The sequence below is a fragment of the Beggiatoa alba B18LD genome, from assembly GCF_000245015.1.
Lineage (GTDB): Bacteria > Pseudomonadota > Gammaproteobacteria > Beggiatoales > Beggiatoaceae > Beggiatoa > Beggiatoa alba.
This window is the reverse complement of the sequence record NZ_JH600070.1, coordinates 3,849,770-3,871,364: the sequence shown is the minus strand read 5'-3', so window position 1 is coordinate 3,871,364 and position 21,595 is coordinate 3,849,770. Positions and strand designations below refer to the sequence as shown.

At 40.9% G+C, this 21,595-nt stretch carries 12 protein-coding genes; 5 read left to right on the top strand and 7 right to left on the bottom strand.

From position 1 onward, the window contains the following. Nucleotides 1-256: 256 nt before the first annotated feature. The 4 genes from iscU to iscR form a co-directional block, all read right to left on the bottom strand. Complete coding sequence (gene iscU / locus BEGALDRAFT_RS15910) at nt 257-649, bottom strand: Fe-S cluster assembly scaffold IscU (RefSeq protein WP_002691757.1); 393 nt, start codon at nt 647-649, stop codon at nt 257-259. Nucleotides 650-686: 37 nt separating this feature from the next. Further along, nucleotides 687-1,901 (bottom strand): IscS subfamily cysteine desulfurase, encoded by a 1,215-nt coding sequence (locus tag BEGALDRAFT_RS15905; protein WP_002691755.1) that lies wholly within the window; start codon nt 1,899-1,901, stop codon nt 687-689. 81 nt (nt 1,902-1,982) lie between these two features. Next, nucleotides 1,983-3,119: a cysteine desulfurase family protein gene (locus BEGALDRAFT_RS15900; protein ID WP_002691753.1), complete on the bottom strand. Its 1,137-nt coding sequence runs from the start codon at nt 3,117-3,119 to the stop codon at nt 1,983-1,985. A gap of 22 nt (nt 3,120-3,141) precedes the next feature. Continuing rightward, complete coding sequence (gene iscR, locus BEGALDRAFT_RS15895; protein ID WP_002691750.1) at nt 3,142-3,630, bottom strand: Fe-S cluster assembly transcriptional regulator IscR; 489 nt, start codon at nt 3,628-3,630, stop codon at nt 3,142-3,144. 346 nt (nt 3,631-3,976) lie between these two features. On the opposite strand from iscR, the gene BEGALDRAFT_RS15890 reads away from it, so the two are divergent. The 3 genes from BEGALDRAFT_RS15890 (at nt 3,977) to BEGALDRAFT_RS15880 (ending at nt 11,646) form a co-directional block, all read left to right on the top strand. After that, nucleotides 3,977-5,050: a TRAP transporter substrate-binding protein gene (locus tag BEGALDRAFT_RS15890; RefSeq protein ID WP_002691748.1), complete on the top strand. Its 1,074-nt coding sequence runs from the start codon at nt 3,977-3,979 to the stop codon at nt 5,048-5,050. A 148-nt stretch (nt 5,051-5,198) separates the two neighbouring features. Next, nucleotides 5,199-6,083, top strand: a complete 885-nt coding sequence (locus BEGALDRAFT_RS15885; RefSeq protein WP_002691746.1) for a DUF2726 domain-containing protein — start codon at nt 5,199-5,201, stop codon at nt 6,081-6,083. A 163-nt stretch (nt 6,084-6,246) separates the two neighbouring features. Beyond that, nucleotides 6,247-11,646, top strand: a complete 5,400-nt coding sequence (locus BEGALDRAFT_RS15880) for an AAA family ATPase (RefSeq protein WP_002691744.1) — start codon at nt 6,247-6,249, stop codon at nt 11,644-11,646. A 205-nt stretch (nt 11,647-11,851) separates the two neighbouring features. Here the strand turns inward: BEGALDRAFT_RS15880 and hybE are convergent, their stop codons facing one another. The 3 genes from hybE to BEGALDRAFT_RS15865 are packed head-to-tail and all read right to left on the bottom strand — an operon-like array spanning nt 11,852 to nt 14,930. Next, the gene (gene hybE, locus BEGALDRAFT_RS15875) at nt 11,852-12,319 is read right to left on the bottom strand and encodes a [NiFe]-hydrogenase assembly chaperone HybE (protein ID WP_002691742.1); all 468 of its coding nucleotides are present in this window, start codon (nt 12,317-12,319) and stop codon (nt 11,852-11,854) included. A 14-nt stretch (nt 12,320-12,333) separates the two neighbouring features. Continuing rightward, complete coding sequence (locus BEGALDRAFT_RS15870; protein ID WP_232281990.1) at nt 12,334-13,839, bottom strand: PP2C family protein-serine/threonine phosphatase; 1,506 nt, start codon at nt 13,837-13,839, stop codon at nt 12,334-12,336. A gap of 17 nt (nt 13,840-13,856) precedes the next feature. Beyond that, nucleotides 13,857-14,930 (bottom strand): ABC transporter substrate-binding protein, encoded by a 1,074-nt coding sequence (locus BEGALDRAFT_RS15865; RefSeq protein ID WP_157237613.1) that lies wholly within the window; start codon nt 14,928-14,930, stop codon nt 13,857-13,859. A 239-nt stretch (nt 14,931-15,169) separates the two neighbouring features. On the opposite strand from BEGALDRAFT_RS15865, the gene BEGALDRAFT_RS15860 reads away from it, so the two are divergent. After that, the gene (locus BEGALDRAFT_RS15860) at nt 15,170-17,437 is read left to right on the top strand and encodes a hypothetical protein (RefSeq protein WP_002691737.1); all 2,268 of its coding nucleotides are present in this window, start codon (nt 15,170-15,172) and stop codon (nt 17,435-17,437) included. 67 nt (nt 17,438-17,504) lie between these two features. Further along, on the top strand, nt 17,505-21,494 hold the full coding sequence (locus BEGALDRAFT_RS15855; RefSeq protein WP_002691735.1) for a glycosyltransferase: 3,990 nt from the start codon (nt 17,505-17,507) through the stop codon (nt 21,492-21,494). Nucleotides 21,495-21,595: the final 101 nt, after the last annotated feature.

Sequence of the window (21,595 nt, the reverse complement as noted above, 5' to 3'; positions counted from 1 at the left end):
CTTTTAAAAAGACAACAGCTTGTCTGAATCAGAATTTTCAGAATTAAAAAGACAAGAAAATTAAAAGAATAAAAAATTATGTTTTTAATTCTGCTAATTCTGTGAATTCTGATTCAGACAAAAAAAGACCTGCTAGGTTTTAAAAACCTAGCAGGTCTCTGTTTTATTTTATAAAACTCGTCGAATTCAGGTTAATTAAAAAAGGGCGAAATCATATCGCCCTTTTGATTTTTAAGCAGAATTAGCGAGTACAGAGCTATTCTACGCCAACATTTGCCTTTTCCTGATAATCCTTAATGGCTGCTTTAATGGCAGATTCTGCCAATACGCTGCAATGAATTTTTACAGGAGGCAGGGCTAATTCTTCAGCAATTTCTGTATTTTTAATCGATGCTGCTTCTTCTAAGGTTTTACCCTTAACCCATTCTGTCAGTAGTGAACTGGAGGCGATGGCAGAGCCACAGCCGTAGGTTTTGAATTTTGCGTCTTCAATTACCCCTTGTTCGTTGACTTTAATTTGTAAGCGCATCACGTCGCCACAGGCGGGTGCGCCGACTAATCCTGTGCCAACATGTGGGTCTTGCTGGTCAAACGTGCCAACATTGCGGGGGTTTTCATAGTGGTCGATAACTTTTTCGCTGTAGGACATGTGTCTTCTCCTCTGTGCAACTTAAAGATAAATTCGGTTAGTGTGCCGCCCATTGGACGCTTTTTAAGTCTATACCTGCTTTGTACATGTCCCATAATGGGGATAATTCACGCAATTTGGCGATTTTGTCCCGAATTAGCGGAATTGCGTAGTCGATATCTTCTTCTGTGGTAAAACGTCCAAGGGTAAAGCGGATGGAGCTGTGGGCGAGTTCGTCATCGCGTCCTAAAGCCCGTAAAACGTAAGAAGGCTCTAAGCTCGCAGAGGTACAGGCAGAGCCAGAGGATACGGCTAAATCTTTGAGTGCCATAATTAGGGATTCACCTTCTACATAGTTGAAACTGATGTTTAAGTTTCCTGCTATGCGGTGTTGTAAGTCACCATTGATATAAACTTCTTCCATATCTTTGATGCCATTCCATAGTTTTTCGCGGAGATGTTGTAAGCGTTTGTTTTCCCCTGCCATTTCTAGTTTGGCAATGCGGAAGGCTTCTCCCATGCCAACAATTTGATGGGTCGCCAGTGTGCCTGAGCGCATCCCACGTTCATGTCCACCGCCGTGTATTTGTGGTTCTAGGCGTACACGGGGTTTACGACGCACGTATAACGCGCCCATGCCTTTGGGTCCATAGACTTTGTGGGCGGATAGTGACATGAGGTCAACTTGCATTTTTTCGAGGTCTATGGGGACTTTTCCAGCACTTTGTGCGGCATCAACGTGGAATAGGACATCGTGAGCGCGGGTAATTTCGCCTATCGCTTCTAAGTCTGAAATTACGCCGATTTCGTTGTTGACGTGCATGAGGCTGATGATAATTGTGTCCTTGCGAATAGCTGCTGCTAATTTTTTCAGGTCAACCAGTCCATTGGGTTCTGGGTCTAAATAGGTGACTTCGAAGCCTTCGCGTTCTAAATGTCGACAGGTGTCGAGGACAGCTTTATGTTCGGTTTTACAGGTAATGATGTGCTTGCCTTTTTTTTGGTAGAAGTGCGCCGCGCCTTTCAGGGCGAGGTTGTTAGATTCGGTCGCGCCTGATGTCCAAACGATTTCTTTTGCGTCGGCATTGAGGAGGGCTGCAACGTGTTCACGGGCTTCTTCAACAATTTTTTCTGCATCCCAGCCAAATTTGTGTGAGCGGGAGGCTGGATTACCAAAATACCCTTGCATGGTGAGGCATTGCATCATTTTCTCAGCAACTCGGGGGTCAACGGGGGTTGTTGCGGAGTAGTCCATGTAAATTGGAATATTCATAATTCACCTTTAGATTTTTAATCTGGTCTTTAATCTCTGAAAATATTGTGTTTTTAACTTTCTTTTTTTAAATGTTTTGTATTAACCTAATGCCATTAGTAGCTGAGTTTGTTCAATTTGTTTTTTAAGTGCTTGATAAAATTGTTGAATATCTTCAAGGGTGTTGTGTATCCCTAAGCTGATTCTGATTGCACTTTTTGCATTAATTGGGTCTATCCCCATTGCGAGTAAAACGTGGCTGGGTTCGGTCTTTTCGCTGTGACAGGCAGAGCCACTGGAGACGGCAAAGCCTAAGCGGTCTAAGCCCATAAGTAGGGTTTCGCCTGTAAATCCTGCGACGGTTATCATTAAGGTATTCGGTAAGCGTTCAGCATGTTCTGCCAGAATTTTCACACTGGGTAGGGTGTGTAATAAGGTTTCTAATTGGTCGCGTAGTTGGCGTGTATGGCGTTGGCGTTGTTCTAATTCATCGCAAACTAGCTCGGCGGCTTTGCCCAGTCCAACAATGGCGGGAATGTTTTCAGTGCCACCTCTTAGCCCTTTTTCTTGTCCACCGCCGTGTAATAGGGGTTCAAGTAGGGTTGTTTTGTCGGTAATCAGCACGCCACAACCCAACGGGGCATAGAATTTATGCCCCGATAGGGTCATGAGATTTACACCCATTGCCGCGAAATCAATCGGTATTTTGCCAACAGCTTGGCTAGCATCAGTGTGGAAAACGATGCGGTGCGTTTGGCAGTAGTTTGCAATTGGCTGAATGGGTTGTATAACCCCTGTTTCATTATTCGCCGTCATGACGGAAATGAGGCGAGTATCAGGCGGGATATTTAAGTAGTCTTGTTTCACCCGTCCTAAGTCGTCAACGGGCAAATAATCAACTGTCCAGCCTTGTCGTTCTAAACTTAACGCAGGGGTGTATAAAGAGGCATGTTCGATACGACTAATCAAGATTCGTCCAATATCGACATGGCAGGCAGTCCCTTTTAATGCGAGGTTATTGGCTTCAGTGCCCCCACTGGTAAAGATGATTTGGGAGGGGTGGGCATTTACGAGGTTTGCAACTTGTTCGCGGGCATGGTCTATGGCGGCGCGAACACGACGACCATAGTGGTGTACGCTGGAGGCGTTACCATGTAGTTGTTGCAAATAGGGCAACATGGCTTCTAAGACGCGCGGGTCTAAAGGCGTTGTTGCATTGTAATCCAGATAAATACCCATAACTGCATCATCTCATAGGGGGTTAGCGGTGATGTGCAACATGGCTTTCCATGCGGTGTTGTGTGGCATATTCAACAGGACGGAGATTTGCTTCACGGGTGAATTCTTTCATGCGTTTTTCAACCACTTGGGCAAGTGAGATATTGCTTAAGAATTCACGAATTTGGTCGCTTAAATCTTCCCATAATTCATGGGTTAAACAGGCGTGTGCATCGTGGCAATTTTTCATGCCTTGGCATTTGGTCGCATCAACGGATTCGTCGACGGCTGAAATCACTTGAGCAACAGTAATTTCGTCAGCACTACGGCTTAAGCGATAACCGCCACCGGGCCCGCGAGCACTGTCCACTAAGTTATGCTTGCGCAGTTTAGAGAATAATTGCTCTAAGTAAGATAAAGAAATGCCTTGTCGTTGCGAAATATCTGCCAGTGTGACAGATTTTTGATCGCGGTGAATAGCTAAGTCCAACATGGCAGTGACGGCATACCGTCCTTTTGTGGTGAGTCTCATTTTTAATGACCTTGTAATAGTGTGTGAATAATGGCAAGTGCAAGTATTACATCACCTACTAAAACAATCAAGTAAATTCCCAATTAAATTACTCAAGAAATAATCACGTGTCCTGTGTATTTTGTTTTTCCCTCAACTGGTTTACATAATATATATCATAGTAAAATACTCAAGTATTAAGCTGAAAAATATCTTGTCTTTTTAATAACTGATTAAAGATGTTGCATGATTTTAGCTTGTTTATAGGGTTTTAATTCTTAAAAATTAGGACAATAATAGACGCGCCTCAAGTGAGCACTTGAGAAAATAAATAACAGTAAATGCTAAATCCTCTAAAGGAGTTTTTATGTCTAAACTTGCACGTTGGCTAAGTCCTGTGATTGGGGCATTAGCTGTGGCAGTCACCAGTTTGCCCAGTTATGCCGCTGATACGTTTAACTGGAAGATGGTTACGACATGGCCGCCCAATTTCCCAATTTTTCAAACGGGCGTTGTGCGTTTTGCCAAAGATGTGGAAACCATGAGTAATGGGCGGATTAAAATCCAAGTTTTTGCAGGGGGGGAATTAGTACCGCCTTTACAAACTTTTGATGCCGTCTCTCAAGGGACTATCGAGTTAGGACATGGCGCGGCTTACTATTGGGCGGGCAAAGTGCCTGCTGCACAATTTATGTCGGCAGTGCCGTTTGGCATGACTGCTAAAGGCATGAATGCATGGTTTTATAACGGCGATGGTTTAAAGCTGTGGCAAGAAGCTTATGCACCGTTTAACGTTGTCCCTTTTCCAGGGGGGAATACAGGCGTACAAATGGGAGGCTGGTTTAACAAAAAAATTGAAAGTGTGCAAGACTTACAAGGTCTTAAAATGCGCATTCCTGGTTTAGGTGGCAAAGTGATTGCCAAAGCAGGCGGAACACCTGTGTTATTAGCAGGTGGTGAAATCTATACCGCATTAGAGCGGAAAACCATTGATGCAACAGAATGGGTAGGGCCTTTCCATGATGAACGTTTAGGCTTATATCGAGCGGCACAATATTATTATTATCCAGGTTGGCATGAACCTGGTACGGTACTTGAGGTGATTGTCAATAAAAAAGCATGGGATTCTTTACCACCTGATTTGCAAAAAATTGTGGAAAGCGCGGCAAGCTCCTTAAATGTTACCATGTATGCCGAATTTGAAGCCTCTAATAACAAAGCCTTACGGGAATTAAAAGAAAAATATAAAGTAAATGTTTTACCATTTCCGCCTGAAGTGTTGAAAGAATTACGGCGTTTAACGAAAGAAGTCTTAACCGAAGAATCAGCAAAAGACCCTTTATTTAAAAAGGTTTATGATTCTTTCACTGCATTCCAAGCAGATAATGACGCATGGACAACAGTATCTGATGATGCTTACAGCGAGGCATCCAAAGAATAAAGAAAGCCTGTTTGCTAAAACGGCGAGTCATTCACGGAAACCCCATGAATTTACTCGCCTTTTTTATTGAAATTAACTTATAGTATTGTATCATATGAGTTTTTTAAATTATTAACCATTTGCCGATAACCCAATTAGTTTAAAAATAATGAATATAGATATTAGCTTGATTGCATTAATTATTTTAAGTTTTTTATTAATACTCGTTTTAGCCTACGCCTACCATCAACGCCAACAAGCGCGGTTTGGAGTGATTGAACAACCCAAACAAGGTGCTTATAAAAACAAAAAAAGTTCATGGTGGTATCGCAATTTATACACAACGGATTTACCCGATGTTGCTATTTATGGTGAAAGTGATAAAAAGCAAACATTTGAACACCCTGCCGTAATTACCTCTGAATATCCCATTGCCCAACAATTGCACACAGGACATCTCAACGAAAACAGCTACCCCTATCAAGCGAAAGCCAGTTTATTATCCACGACAGAAAGCACCTTGTTTCTAGCCCTGCATCAAATTTTACAAAATCAACCCTATATCTTATTAGCTAAAGTACATCTTGCCGAAGTATTAGAAACATTAGCCGATGTCGGTGATATAAAAACAAGACGCACCGCTTTAGAACGCTTACGCCAAAAACGGTTAGATTTTGTTATCTGTCATCAACAAAGTTTTGCGGTCTGTGGTGTTGTTGCTATCGAAGAGCCATTTGATGCTAATAAACCGTTAAGTACACAACTGCATGATAAATTTGTTGATATTGCATTAGAAACAGCAAAAATTCCGATGATGCACGTTATCGTGAGCGAGACCTATGATTTAACCAGTTTAAAACAACAATTAATGGACAACTTACAGTTAAATTTATTCACAACCAGCCAGCCAACAACTGCCACACCCGCCACAAAAACCTGTCCTCAGTGTGGCGAACCGATGAAACGGGTTTCCCCAAAAACAGGGCAACATGCAGGAAAAACCTTTTTTATGTGCAGTCAATACCCTGCTTGTAAAACCGTTGTACATGCTTAATAGACCGAATGTCGCGCTGCATATTAGCGTTTTTATTAACCAGTGCGTATCCAAGCCCCTACTGAGATAAATCCGTGTGATGCTACACAATGCTGGTTTTGCTTTATACTCACTTTATAAAAGACAGAAACAAAGCAGTAGATTGGGGGATGGAGAGTAAGTCATGATTGAATTAACCGATTATGCCATCACAGAAAAAATCTATGATGGTATAAAAACCGTTGTTTATCGCGGGTATCGTAAAAAAGATCACCAAGCCGTTATTATTAAAGGTTTGCAAAATCAATATCTTGAACCGCGTCGTATTGCGCAATTTCACCATGAATATCAAGTGACACAAGGCTTGAATTTACAAGGAATTGTAAAACCTTACGGCTTACACAAGTGCAATAACTCGTGGGTATTGATTTTTGAAGATGATCACGGTGAATCATTGCGCACCTTATTAGATAAACAGAAAACGATAGATGTCCCCCTCTTTCTTGAATTAGCCATTCAACTTGCCCATGCAGTCGGTGAATTACACGTTCATCATATTATTCATAAAGATATTAAACCCGCGAATATCATTATTAATTTAGAAAAAAAACAGATAAAACTGACTGATTTTAGTATTTCCTCAAAACTTCACACAGAAAATCCAACGTTATGCAACCCTGATTTACTTGAGGGGACATTGCTGTATATGTCGCCTGAACAAACAGGACGGATGAACCGCTCTGTCGATTATCGAACAGACTTATACTCCTTAGGCATTGTTTTTTATGAAATGCTGGTAGGACATCCACCGTTTGAATCCAGTGACGCACTAGAATTAGTACATTGTCATATCGCAAAACGTCCAACAGCCGTCCATGTACTAAATCCAACAGTCCCCCATACAATTTCACACATGATAATGAAATTACTTGCAAAAACAGCAGAATCTCGTTATCAAAGTGCGTTTGGTTTAAAAGCCGATTTAATTGGCTGTTTAGTACAATATCAAGAGCACGGGAATATTCAACCATTTGAATTTGGAAATAAAGACCGTTGGGATAGGTTTCACATTCCACAGAAATTATATGGGCGTGAACAAGAATTAGACGTTTTATTAACCAGTTTTGAACGGGTCAATGCAGGACAAACAGAATTCATGCTGGTTGCAGGTTATTCGGGAATTGGTAAGTCTATGCTAGTACAAGAGATTTACAAACCCATTACCCAACAACGTGGCTATTTCTGTGCAGGAAAATTCGACCAATTTCAACGCAATATTCCCTATAGTGCGGTTGTAAAAGCCTTTGCTAATTTAGTGCGTCAATTATTAACGGAAAGCACGGAGCGCGTGCGTTTATGGCGCGAGCGATTACTAAACGCATTAGGTTGTAATGGACAAGTTGTGATTGAAGTCCTACCTGAAGTAGAGCTAATTATTGGTAAACAACCCCCCGTTGAAGTTTTACCGCCAACTGCCGCACAAAATCGATTTAATCATGTCTTTCGCCAATTTCTCCGCGTTTTTGCTCAAGCCGAACATCCCTTAGTTTTATTTCTGGACGATTTACAATGGGCAGACTCAGCAACCTTGAAATTATTAGAACTAATTTTAACGGATGAAGAAACCCGCCATTTATTATTAATCGGTGCATATCGTGATAACGAAGTCGATATGAGTCACCCCTTAATGTTGACTTTAGACACATTACGCCGTGAACAAGTCAATATCAGTCAAATCACCTTATCTGCCTTGCAACTGGTACATGTAACCCATTTATTAGTTGACACCTTACACAGCGATATTGAAGCGGTTAAACCCTTAGCCGAATTAATCGTTCAAAAAACTCAAGGAAATCCTTTTTTTAGCACTCAGTTTTTAAAAACATTACATCAAGAACGGCTATTTACCTTTGATTTTGAACAAGCCTGTTGGCGGTGGGATGTGCAAAAAATCCACGCTTACGGCATTACTGACAACGTCGTCGATTTAATGATTGCTAAATTGCGTAAATTACCACCTGCTACGCAACAAGTGCTACAACTCGCTGCCTGTGTTGGCAACCAATTTTCACTGCAAACCCTCGCAACCATCTATCAACATCGTTTAAAAGAAACGTTTTATACCCTACTCCCCACTATTCAAGAAGGCTTAATCCTACCTGTTTCTACCCTAGAAATAGACCCACAAGATGAATCTGTCTTACTCATTGCACATTATCGTTTTTTACACGACCGCGTTCAGCAAGCGGCTTACGCCTTAATTAACAACGACCAAAAACAAAGCGTGCATTTAAGTATTGGACGTTTACTGATTCAAAATCTTACCCCACAAGAAAGAAGCGATAACTTATTTGAAATTGTTGACCATTTAAATTTAGGTCAACCCTTAATGACGGATGCTAATGAACTCATTGAATTAGCCCGTTTAAACTTAGAAGCAGGACAAAAAGCCAAACTAGCAACCGCTTATCAAGCCTCATGGACATACTTAAGCAACTGTCGCCAATCGTTAAACGCGCTTGCAGGCTCTGCCATGTGGACGTATTACTACGACCTAAGCTACACCTTACACCGAGAATTGATTGAAGCGGCTTATTTAAATGGATATTTTTCTGAGTCTGAGCGATTAGTACAACACACAATCGCGCAAGCTCGTACCGTGTTGGAAAAAGCAGATATTTATAATGCGTTGATTATTCAATACACCATGCAAGCCCAATATGTCCTTGCGACCGAAGCAGGACGACAAGCGTTACGGTTACTCGGTGTTGATTTACCCACAGATGACTTACGCGCCGCCTTATTCACAGAAATGCAACAAGTCACCAAAAATTTAGGACAACGCCCCATTGCAGCCCTACTCAACGCGCCTGATATGCGTTTGCCTGAAAAACAGATTGAAATTCGTTTAATGAATAATTTAATCGGTGCAACCTATTTTTCTAATCCCGCCCTGTTATACGTCATCATTGCTAAATCGGTGAACTTATCCCTGCAATACGGAAATTCTGTAGAGGCTGCAATGGGTTATTCCTGTTATGGCATCGTGCTTGGGGCAGTATTGGGTGATTATCAAACTGCCTACGCCTTCGGCACAATGGGCATGAAATTAGCCGACCGTTACAACGGATTAGCACAAAAATGTAAGGCATGGGAATTATTTGCAAACATGTCTTTGATTTGGGTAAAACATTTACGTGAAGCGGATGCAATTAGCGAAGAGGCTTTTAAAGCAGGCGTTGATGGCGGAGAATTGCAATTTGCTAGCTATACCCTTGTTCATTTACTGACACATGCATTTTATGAAGGTAAACCACTAGAAACTATATTAAGCGAGTATTCGCCAAAATATCTCAATTTTGCAGAAAAAACAAAAAATCAATTAGCCATTGATTCTATGTTAGGTTATCAACTCATCATCTGGAATCTGACAGGACGAACAACCGATAAAGAAAGTTTTCACCTCGATAATCTTTCTGAAGCGGATTATTTAACCCAATGCCACAAAAATAAAAATCTTGCCCCTGTCTGTCGCTACTATGTCAGTAAATGCCAACTTTATTATTTATATGGGGATTATCATAAAGCCTTAGAACTTGCCCTAGAAACCGATGATGTTATTTATGCGCTAGTAACGTTAGCACCTGTTGCAGAACATAATTTTTACACATCCCTCAGCATTATCGCCTGTTATCCCAGTTTTAGTGCTGAAGAAAAAACCCGCTACTGGCAACGATTAGAACAAAATCAGCGCAAATTACAACACTGGGCGGAAAACTGCGAAGCAAATTTTTTACATAAATATTTGTTAATTAAGGCAGAAATGGCGCGTTTAGAACAGGATGTTTTAAGTGCGATGGAACATTATGACCTTGCCATTGCCTCCGCCAGTCAATACGAATACACCCAAAATGAAGCCCTCGCCAATGAATTAGCGGCAAAATTCTGGTTAGCACGTGGTAAAAGCGACATTGCCCAGTTATACATGAAAAAAGCCCAATATGGTTATTACTTATGGGGCGCGAAATGTAAATTAGCTGATTTAGAAAAAATGTATCCGCAACTGCTCAGTTTGCTACCTGAAGGACGGCTGAATAGCAACGACGGGCAAACTGTCACAGCAACAATGACCAGCTCTTACGGGGCGCATTCATTCATCACCATCGGTGCAAAAAGTCAATTAGATTTAGCCAGCGTTATCAAAGCCTCGCAAGCAATTTCTAGCGAATTTGTCTTGCATCATTTATTAGAACGCTTAATGCGTGTTGTGATTGAAAATGCAGGCGCGGAAGAGGGCTGGCTTATTTTGAAAAAACAAGGACAGTTAGTGCTCGGTGCATATGGCAATGTCGCAATGGATAATATTCAAATTTTGCAAAATATCCCGCTAGACCACGCGCATTGTCAAGACCCCTGTTTATGCCTATCGACAGCTGTCGTTAGCTATGTATCACGTACCCAAATGCCTGTTGTACTTGCAGATGCTTGTCAAGATGATGTGTTTGCAAATGACCCTTATACCGTACAAAAACAGCCAAAATCGGTTTTATGCCTGCCATTGGTTTATCAAAAAAACCTGATTGGCGTGCTTTATTTAGAAAATAATTTAACAACGGGAACTTTTACCCCTGAACGCTTAACCGTTTTAAAACTTTTGTGTTCACAAATTGCAATTTCTTTAGAAAATGCGCGATTTATCGATGAGCTAGAACACGCACATGTTGCTATTCGGCATCATGCCGATAATTTAGAAACGTTAGTTGCACAACGGACTGAAGAATTAGCACGCGCTAATGCAGAAATTACCACGTTAAATCAACAATTACATGCTGAAAACTTACGTATGGGTGCAGAATTAGAAGTAACCCAGCGTTTACAACAAATGCTGTTACCCAAGCCTATAGAATTAAGTGAAATTCAACCGTTAGAAATTGTCGGTTTTATGTTGCCTGCTGATGAAGTTGGTGGAGATTATTATGATGTTTTACAACGTGATGGGCGGGTTGTCTGTGGTATTGGTGATGTAACGGGACACGGTTTAGAAAGCGGTGTTTTGATGCTGATGGTGCAAATGGCAGTACGCACTTTATTAGAAAATCAGGTTGATGATTTAGAAAGCTTTTTAACGGTTATTAATCGCGCTATTTACGCCAATGTTGAGCGTATGCAGTCTGATAAAACCCTGACATTATTACTTTTAGATTATCAAGCGGGTATTGTGCGTTTATGTGGGCAACATGAAGAAGTATTGCATGTTCGCGGCGATGGGGTCGTAAAACGGATTAATACCTTAGAGCTGGGTTTTCCTATCGGTTTAGAAACAGATATTCAAGCCTATTTACAGCATTTAGAAATCCCTTTAGCGGTAGGAGAGGGGATTGTTTTATATACAGATGGGATTACAGAAGCCCGTGCGTTGAATAAGACGTTATATGGTGTCCCGCGCTTATGCCATGTCATACAACAAACATGGACAAGTGGCGTTGAAACAGTGAAGCAAGCGATTGTCGCCGATGTTCAGCAACATTTGGGACAAGCTCCAATTTTTGATGATATGACGTTATTAATTATTAAACGCTGTTAAATAACCCCAGTTCTGCGAGATTCTTTTAAAGAGACAACAGCTTGTCTGAACCAGAATTTTCAGAATTAGCAGAATTATAGTAAACGTACCACAAAGTGATTTAAATTTAGGGCTGGCAGTCCTGTGAGGACTGCCAGTCCTTCGCATCGTTTTATAGTACGGTTACTATATAAGCTTTTAAAAACGTATTAAACACGTGATTAAATTACTCTCTGGCTTTCCCACGTAATAAATCCCGCCGTGAAATTCCTTTCTTTTCCATTAACTCAACAGGTTGCATTAACAACATTAAGACTTGTTGAGCGGTCTGTTTTGCTATTTCTTGCGTTGTAAAATCAAACATGGGGGAAAAAAGCGAGCAACTATGATAAATCCCTAAACTTTCTTCATAACAGACTAAAAACTCATATTCTCCTGATGGAAAATGATAAGTAATTTTTTCATCACTTTTAGGTGAATAATGTAATTGTTCGGTACTATCTGGTAATACCAATAAATTCATAAACCAAGGTGTTATAAGGATGCCAACACAATATTTTTCCCACACTTGAAAATTAATTGCCTCAACTTGTAATGCAGGATTTACAATAGGAATTCCCTGCATTCGTTGTAGTTGAATCGCTTTAAACGTTTTTTCTAAGGCTTGCACTTGATTACAACAAAAATAAGGCATAGTTAATTATCACGCTAACGTTGTTTTAAGACTAATAAGGTAATATCGTCATAGACTTTTTGTTGTCCGATATAGCGATGTAAATCATGAATCACCGCTTGACGGATAGCATGTGCATCGAGTTGATGCGAGCGTTTTACTGCATTAATTAATCGATTTAAACCATAATGTTCATGTGCAGTATTTTCTGCTTCTGTAATTCCATCAGTGTATAACACAACAACATCACCCGTCTCTAATTTCAAATGGGCTTGATCAATATAATGACTAATTTCTTGTTCTAAACCAATAGGAAACCCTAAATCCATTGTATCAATCAACTCAATATTGCCATCTTCTCGCACAATGAGAATTTCTTCATGTTGACCACTCAACCATAAATAACCATCTTCATAATCTAACAAGGCTAACGTTAAGTTTTTATCTGAATTCATCCGCTGGACATTATGATAAATTGTGCGGTTTAAAGCATTTAAAAAGCGAATCGGATTACGCTCTTCATTCGTCAATAAGGTATAAACCGCTGTTTGTACCATCAGCATCAAAACACTGCTTTCTAAGCCGTGCCCTGTAACATCGCCAATTCCAATTTTAATCCGTCCGTTATGACACAATACGTCGTAATAATCGCCACCGACTTCAGAAGCAGGTTCCATAAATCCCGCAATATCCAAATCTGAAATACGTTTTAATTCATCCTCAGAAGGCAATAACATCATTTGTAAACGCCGAGTCACATCTAATTCAGCACTCATGCGTATATTTTCTGTTTTCAAGCGACTATTTAACAAAGAAATTTCTTGATTTGCTTGTGCTAATTGTATTGTACGCTCATCAACTTTTTGCTCTAAATGATTCGTTAAGTCCTTTAACTGCGCTGACATATTGGCTAAAGAATCAACTAACGTATCTATTTCACGAATTTGAGAAGAAGTCAGATGAATATCAAAATTACCATAAGCCATTTGTACCGCCGCCCGACTGGCTTGATGAATAGGATTGGTTAAGCTATGCGTTAAACGATGAATCCAATAAGGCAATAATGTAAATAATACCGCTAAGGCAATAACTATTCCTAATAATAACAGTCGGCTGACCTGATCAACGACAGCATCATTCGACAAAATAGCAATGGTATATTGATTTTCTAAAGTTAAACTTGCAAATCCAGCATGTTTGGCAATATCAAGTGGAAACAATAAACCTGTTGCAGTTTCATCAGTAGAAATAAGGACATATTTACTCTGATCTAATAGCCACACATTGACTAAATCCCCTGTTTTCGAGACCCCATCAAAAAGATTCACAATCATCGAATAATTTTCTTGCTCTAAAGACAATGCAACATTATTCGACAAGTAGCTAAGAATTAAATGACTGTTTTCACTAATATGATTATGCAACGCGGTATAAACAGTAACGAAAAAAAATGCGCTTAATAAAACAGCAACAACAGCAACAGAACCTGTAACCAACCAAAAAATGCGTTGATGTAATGAAGATAATTTTGTATTTATCATATAATTTAGCGAAAACATCAGTTTTGAGTTGCCTGTTTCCATATGGCTTCATATTTTTCTAATATGTCAGTCGGTAATGGCTGCCACAAAATCAGCCTGCGCAGATAATCAGGGTCGGTCACATGATAAATAATTTGTTCTTTCACACTCATATAGCGAGAAACATAGAGGTTCGTCCCCCCATATCCCGTTTGTCGCATCACCTGCGCCTGTGTTGTTGCACTCAACATAAAATTAATAAAGCAATAGGCAGCATCAATTTTTTTATTAGCAATACCACTTGCCATTACCCAACTATCAACCCACGCCGTTGCCCCTTCCTCAGGAATCACTAAATCCCAATTACCACCCCGTGCATTAATCATATGCACACCAACGCCCCAGTCCATACCAACATCTAATTCATTCATATCATTTGGTTCTAAATTACTCTCCCAATATCGATAAATTTGTGTCGTATGTAAAAGAGATAATCTATTTTTAATTTTTGATAGTTCTGTATCGCTTAAATTGAATAAATGACTTTCTGGAATTTTTAAAAACAAGGCGACCATATAAATATTTGCCGCATAAAAATCACCACTGATAGAAACTCGTTTACGATAGCGTTCATCCCATAAAATGACATAAGAAGTCGGTGCTTGCATACGGTCTTTATTGTACGCTAAGGCATAAGGCCCAAAAGTAAACGGTGCGGCATATACCTGCCCCTCCAACCGATAAAAACCATGTCGTAAAATAATGGGATTAACTTGTCTAAAATTAGGAATTTTCTCTAAATCCAAAGGACGAATTAATTGCTTTTGCCATAAGTGCTCAATCACATCATTTGCAGGGCTAATTAAATCCGCTGTATTTTGTGTCAATTGCTCAACAAAAGAAGTTAAGCCTGTCGCATAAGTAACCTCTAACTGAATATCTTCATGACATTGTGTTTTTGCATACGCCTGAAACTCTTTTTCATAAGGTTTTACATACCCTGTCCACGTGTGAATTTTTAATACAATCGGTTCTGCCCGTAGCGACAAGGTATAAAAACTAAATAAAAAGAAAACAAATAAATTCAAATTTCTACATTTTAAATTATTCATTATTTTCATGATAAAATCAGAAATAGGTAAAACAAAACTAATTAACATCGCTAAACTGAATACCCTTAAAATTATGCATAGAATTAGCCAAAGCCCTAAGTAAAAACCCTTATATCATGCCTTAAATAATAACAATCGCAACTAGTTATCCTACTATTTTGATGTTTTAATATGAAACTAATATGAAATGCTTAGGATTAACCCGCCGTTAACTCATCACCAAACATGGAGAATTTAAGATGACTCTTTCCCTTGGACTTGTTCTAACCAGTATTCTCATTCTCGCATTTATCCTCTTTGGTGTGCTCTTTCTCATCTTCCACTTTTTCAAAAAAGTAGAACAAGGCAAAGCACTTATCGTCAACACCATGAAGTCTGAACCCGTTGTAACTTTTACAGGTCGTATTGTGTTACCTGTTGTTCACAAAGCAGAAGTTATGGATATTTCGCTCAAAACCATAGAAATAGACCGACGAGGACGAGAAGGCTTAATTTGTAAAGACAATATTCGCGCTGACATCAAAGTCACCTTTTTTGTACGTGTCAACAAAACCCCTGAAGATGTCTTACGAGTTGCCCAATCCATCGGTTGCGCCCGCGCCTCAGACCAAAGAACCTTAGAAGAACTCTTTATAGCCAAATTCTCCGAAGCCCTCAAAACTGTGGGTAAACAACTGGACTTTGAAGACCTTTACAAAGAACGCGACTCCTTCCGCGACAAAATTATTGAACTCATCGGCACACACTTAAACGGCTATGTCCTAGAAGATGCCGCCATCGACTATCTGGAACAAACCCCATTAACCGATTTAGACCCCAGTAATATCCTTGATTCACAAGGGATACGCAAAATTACCGAATTAACCGCAAATCAAAACGTCCTGACCAATGAATTCAAAAATCAGGAAAAGATGAAAATCACCAAGCAAAACGTCGAAGCGAAAGAAGCCATTTTAGAACTCGAACGCCAACAAGCCGACGCAGAAGCCCGCCAAGCCCGCGAAATTCAAAACGTCCGCGACCATGAGCAAGCAGAAATGACGACCGTCGCCGAACAAGAACGCCTCCGCTCAGAAACTGCTCGCAAACACACTGAAGAACAACTCGCCATCCAAGAAGAAAACAAACAACGTGAAATCGAAGTAGCAGGACAAAATCGCTTACGTGTGGTTGGTATTGAATCTGAACGGGTAAAACTCGCGCAAGAACAAGAAATTGTTAATCGTGAGCGTGAAATTGAATTACAACGGATTGAAAAAGAGAAAGCCCTAGAAGAACAACGACGCGACATTGCCCACGTTGTCCGTGAACGAGTTGCAGTCGAAAAAACCGTTGCCGAAGAAGAAGAACGCACCAAAGAATTACGTGTTCTCGCTGAAGCCAATCGCCAAAAACAAACCAAAATTATTCAAGCCGAAGCCATCGCCCAAGAAGTATTAGTCACCGACATCAAAGCGGCAGAAGCCTCACACGAAGCGTCAAAATTCAAAGCCCTAGAAAAAATCACCCTTGCTGATGCAGAACGCGATACAGCAGATAAATTAGCCCTTGCCAAAATCCGTCTTGCCGAAGGGGTTCAAGCCGAACAAGCTGCTTCAGGGCTTGCCAATGTCAAAGTCAAAGAAGCCAATGCCCTCGCCATTGAACGTGAAGGCGTTGCCCAAGCAAGAGCCTTACTAGAAAAACTCCAAGCCGAAGCAACGGGCGAAGAGCAAAAAGGGCTAGCCCAAGCGCGGGTCAAAGAGGCAGAAATTGCCTTAACCGAAAAAGATGGCATTGCTCAAGCAAAAGCCTTACTGGAAAAACTCCAAGCTGAAGCAACAGGCGAAGAACAAAAAGGACTTGCTCAAGCTCGGGTAAAAGAAGCGATGGCAAGCGCGTTAGAAAAACAAGGCATGATAGATGTTAAAATTAAAGAAGCCAATGCCCAAGCAGTTGAGAAGCAAGGAATTGCTGAGGCTAAAGCCTTACAAGAACGTTTCCTAGCTGAAGCGGCAGGATTAGCCGAGAAATTCAAATCGTTAGATGCACTCAGCGAAACAGGCAAAGTACACGAAGAATTCCGCTTACGCATGGCGCAACAACTCGACGTTGAAAAATTGCGGATGGATGCGCAAAAAGTCACCGCAGAAATGCAAGCAGCTGTGTTAGCAGAAGCCTTAAAAACCGCGAAAATTGATATTATCGGCGGTGATAGTCGCTTTTTTGAACAAATTCTCAGCGCAACCTCAATGGCAAAAGCGATTGATGGCTTTGTCGATAACAGCCAAACCACCCAACAACTGTTTAAAAATTACTTAGCAGAAGACGCAAAAGGCGATTTAACCCTAGATTTAAAAGCCATTTTAACCAATCCTGCTTTTTCTAGCCAAGACGTACAAAACTTAAGCCTTGCGGCTTTTCTCACAAAATTGCTTGCCCACAGTACCCCAGAACAACAAGGGAAATTAACACAATTGTTACAAGCGGTTAAAAAAATGGGGCTAGAAGACAAACAAATATCATAAAATCGCACTGTTTCCCGCTTGTTTCTCCATCACACAAGCGGGAAATGCACAACCATTTAATGCATCAATGACCACTCAACAAACTTATACTGTTTTAATTCTCACCGATTATGCCACTCCAACCGCAGAAACGCCCCTCACTGAAACGGTTTATGCATGGCAATTAGCCCAACAAATCAGTCAGCACGGCTTCAATGTCATTTGGGCAAGCACCGCCGCATACGCCCACAACGCGACGATAGCAATAACGGCTTGTCAATGCGTCGTCTGTCCTGATGCACAGGCATTACAAAATTTATTAAAAAATACAGCGATTGACGTTGTTATTACAGAAAATCAAGCCCTTGCAAACTGGCTACCTGCCTCATTTTCACAGCCCGTTATCAGCCATTTATTAACGGCGAAAAATCAATTTTTCTTCAGCTTATTCAATAGACCAGCCAATACGACAGCTATCAATTCATCGCTTGAAACAATTTCATTAAATCAATTATTTAACCCTATAGGAACGCCATTTTTAGATGGGAAATTAGCGGATTATCAAAAAGACGCTTTAACTGCTTTAAAACAAGCGGTTGATATACGCGGTAAAAATATCCTAGAAATTGGCGCAGACAATGCAAATGTCTTATATGAATTAGAATTAGCGGGAATGCAACGCGGGGTCGGGATTAATAACTGGTATTGGCAAGATAAAACCGCTAAACAACGAATAACCGATAAAATTGTTTTATGTCATGGTGATATTCGTGCTTTACCGTTTGAAGATGAAAGTTTCGACCTCATTTTCAACATTGCTGCGTTTGAACATATTCATGATTTTCAAATCGCAATGCGCGAAATGTCACGCTTATTAAAACCTAATGGCATGATATACGGCTATTTTGGCCCTTTATGGTCGTCAGCAATTGGGCATCATCTCTGGTTTGAGTACAATGGGCACTGGATGCGCTTCACTGAACCAGATTCATACGCCCATCTATTACGCCCTTATGACCATTTACGGCTTGATAAAGCAACATTTTTCGCCAAACTCGCCAAACAATGGGGCGAAAAATTCGCACAAGCACTGACTTATCAAGTCTATGAAAATCCGCATATTAATCGCTACACCTACGCCGATTATTTACGCTTTTTCCACGAATCAGGCTTAACACTACGCTTATGTCGCAATGTCGGCGCAATCTCTATCGATGCCGAATTAGCAGAAACGCTCGCCAACGAACTCCCAGACGGGCAACAAATCGACTTTACCTGTTCCACTTTAGAAGTTTTATTACAAAAAACAAAAAATACCGTGTCAAACTCAACTCAACAAACAGATTTAATAATAAATTCAGAAAGTTCTGAACAAAAAAACCGCAAAATCTTCTTAATTACGCATGGCATGTTCCCTGTTACAGGCGAATCCGTTACAGGTAACGGAATTCGAGCGTGGGGATTAGCAATGGGCTTAAAACATCAGGGTTTTGAGGTTATTTACGCCACACAAGCCAACACCGTGCGCACGATTCCTGAACAATCGCTAGTCACGCTCGCCCCTTACCAAGACTACCAACACTTACAAGCCCTGATTGCGCAACATCAGCCCGCTGTGTTAATTGTCGGTTATTGGGAAATCATGCGCCAATTGCCTGAAAACTTCCCAATTCCTATCGTTTTAGACCTACTCGCTCCCCGATTGCTTGAGGCTGAATTTCAAGAACAACACAACGTCGAATTAGAACTGATTGATTATATTTACACCCTCAGCCGTGCCGACCACTTTCTATGCTGCACCAAACGGCAAAAAGGGTTTCATATCAGCTGGTTATTAATGAGCGGTATCAGTTGCAAATCCAATCCCCTAGATTTAATTCCTATTTCTGCCAATCCACAACTGCCACAACGTCCAACCCCTGCCCCCGACCATCAGCCCGCTTTTGTCTATGGGGGCGTGATTTGGCCATGGCGCGACCCATCCGCGTGGATGCTCGTCATTATGCGCACTTTAGACACACACGCACGCGGGAAACTGCATTTAGTTGTTGGCAAATATCCACTAGCGGGCGGTGAAGCAATTAGCCTAAAACTGCCTGAAGAAGACCGTTATCAGCATATTCTGCACAAATCCGATTTAATGCCCTATAACGAAATGGAACAATTTTATTTACAAGCAGATATCGGCATTGAATTAGGCACAAAAAACTGTGAACGCGAACTAAGTTTTTCCTTCCGCGTCATCGACTATTTACGCTGTGGCTTGCCTGTAATTTGCAACGACTTTTTAGAAGTTGCTGACTTAATTCGTGAATATGATGCAGGTTGGGTAATTCCTTCCGATGATGACCAAGCCCTTGCAAGCGTTGTGAGTCGCATTATTACAGGACAAGAAAACCTTGCACAAAAAAGCGCGAATGCACAACGCTTGATTTTAGAACAATTTAACTGGGAAAAAACCACGCAACCGCTGGTCGACTTCTGTCGTAACCCGCACAAACTCGACAAACGTAGCCACTTCTTTATGGCATTAGCAAAACGCTTTAGCCATGAACAAGACGCGCAACAGTTACAACAGCAACTTGAAAGCGTAAAAGCGCAATTAACCGCTGAACAAGTCTTAGCGACACAAATCACTGAAGCCAAACTGCAAAGCTGGGCAGAATGCGAACGGTTAAAACAGGAGATTGCACAATTACATCAGCAACAAGCTGAAACTGCGCAACAAGTCACCCTTTGGCAAGATATCGCCGAACAACGTCGCTTAAAAACACGATTTAAACATCTTAATCAAGGCGTTAAACTGCTATATCGCGCAGTGGTGAACCGCTTTTTTATGCCCTTAGCGAATCGCCTGAAAAATCGGCATCAAAAACACCTTGCGATTGTCACCCGTCACGACGTTTTCCCCGTTGACCACGGCGCGGCAGCGAAGATTTACCACACCGCCCGCGCCCTTTCCTCACTCTATGACGAAGTTTATTTAATCACCGCAGACCGCGAAAAATTTTATATTTTCCAAAATGGTGCAATGCGCGAAGAGCTTTACCCGCGTTTACTGCGTCGCCTGTGGGCACAACCTGAAGAAACCCTACGCCAGACCTTAAAGGCACAATACGGCATCCCGTTAGACGACGCTTTTTTATTTTTCCCCCTGTTAGATAAAAATTTCCGTTTACGGGTTTTATACGTCGCTTTACAGAAAAAAATTGATGTTTATCAAGCAGAATTCCCCGCTTATTTAGACGCTTGTCGCTGGGCGCATTTCCTTTTTCGCGGACAAACCAGCATTGTAGAACACAATGTAGAATTTGCAAGAATTGCAAGGACTTACAATGTTTCTAGTGCAACGGAAACCTTTATGCGTGAGACAGAAATTCGTTTATGTCGCACTGCGGATAATGTTATCGTCGTTTCACAAGCAGATTTAGAAAAATTGGAACAAGTTGGCGTTCCTAATCAACAATTAACGTTAATCCCGCATGGCGTGGATTTAAACGCTTTTAATCATCCTAGCCCATCTCCTGAACAAATTCGCCAACAATATGGCATCAGTCAAGATGATATTGTCCTTGTTTTTCATGGTATTTATCTCTATCCGCCCAATCGTCAAGCAGTAGAATTAATCGATAACGTGATATTACCCGCATTAAATCAACGGGGTTACTATCCAAAATGTTTAGCAGTCGGCAAATATCCGCCTGCGCAAAAAAATCACCCTGATTTGCATTTTACAGGTGTTGTCGATGAAGTCGCCCCATATTTAAAAGCTGCTGATATTGCGATTGTGCCGTTACAAGATGGCGGCGGTACACGGATGAAAATCTTGGAGTATTTTGCCAGTAGTTTGCCTGTGATTGCGACCGCTAAAGGCGCGGAAGGAATTCCCGTGATTAATGGACAAAGCATTATGATTGAAGATGATATGAATGCGTTTGTTGAGGCAATTATTCAATTAATCACGGATACAACCGCTCGTTATCGATTAGGCAACGCAGGCAGAACATTTGTCGAGCAATTTGATTGGCAAGCGATTGCAGGGCGTTATTGGGAGCTATATGAGGGAGGCAAGAAATAGGTTTAACTATAGTAAACGTATCATAAAGTGGTTTAAATTTAAGTGAAAACCTAGTAGGTCTTTTTTTGTCTGAATCAGAATTCACAGAATTTTCAGAATTA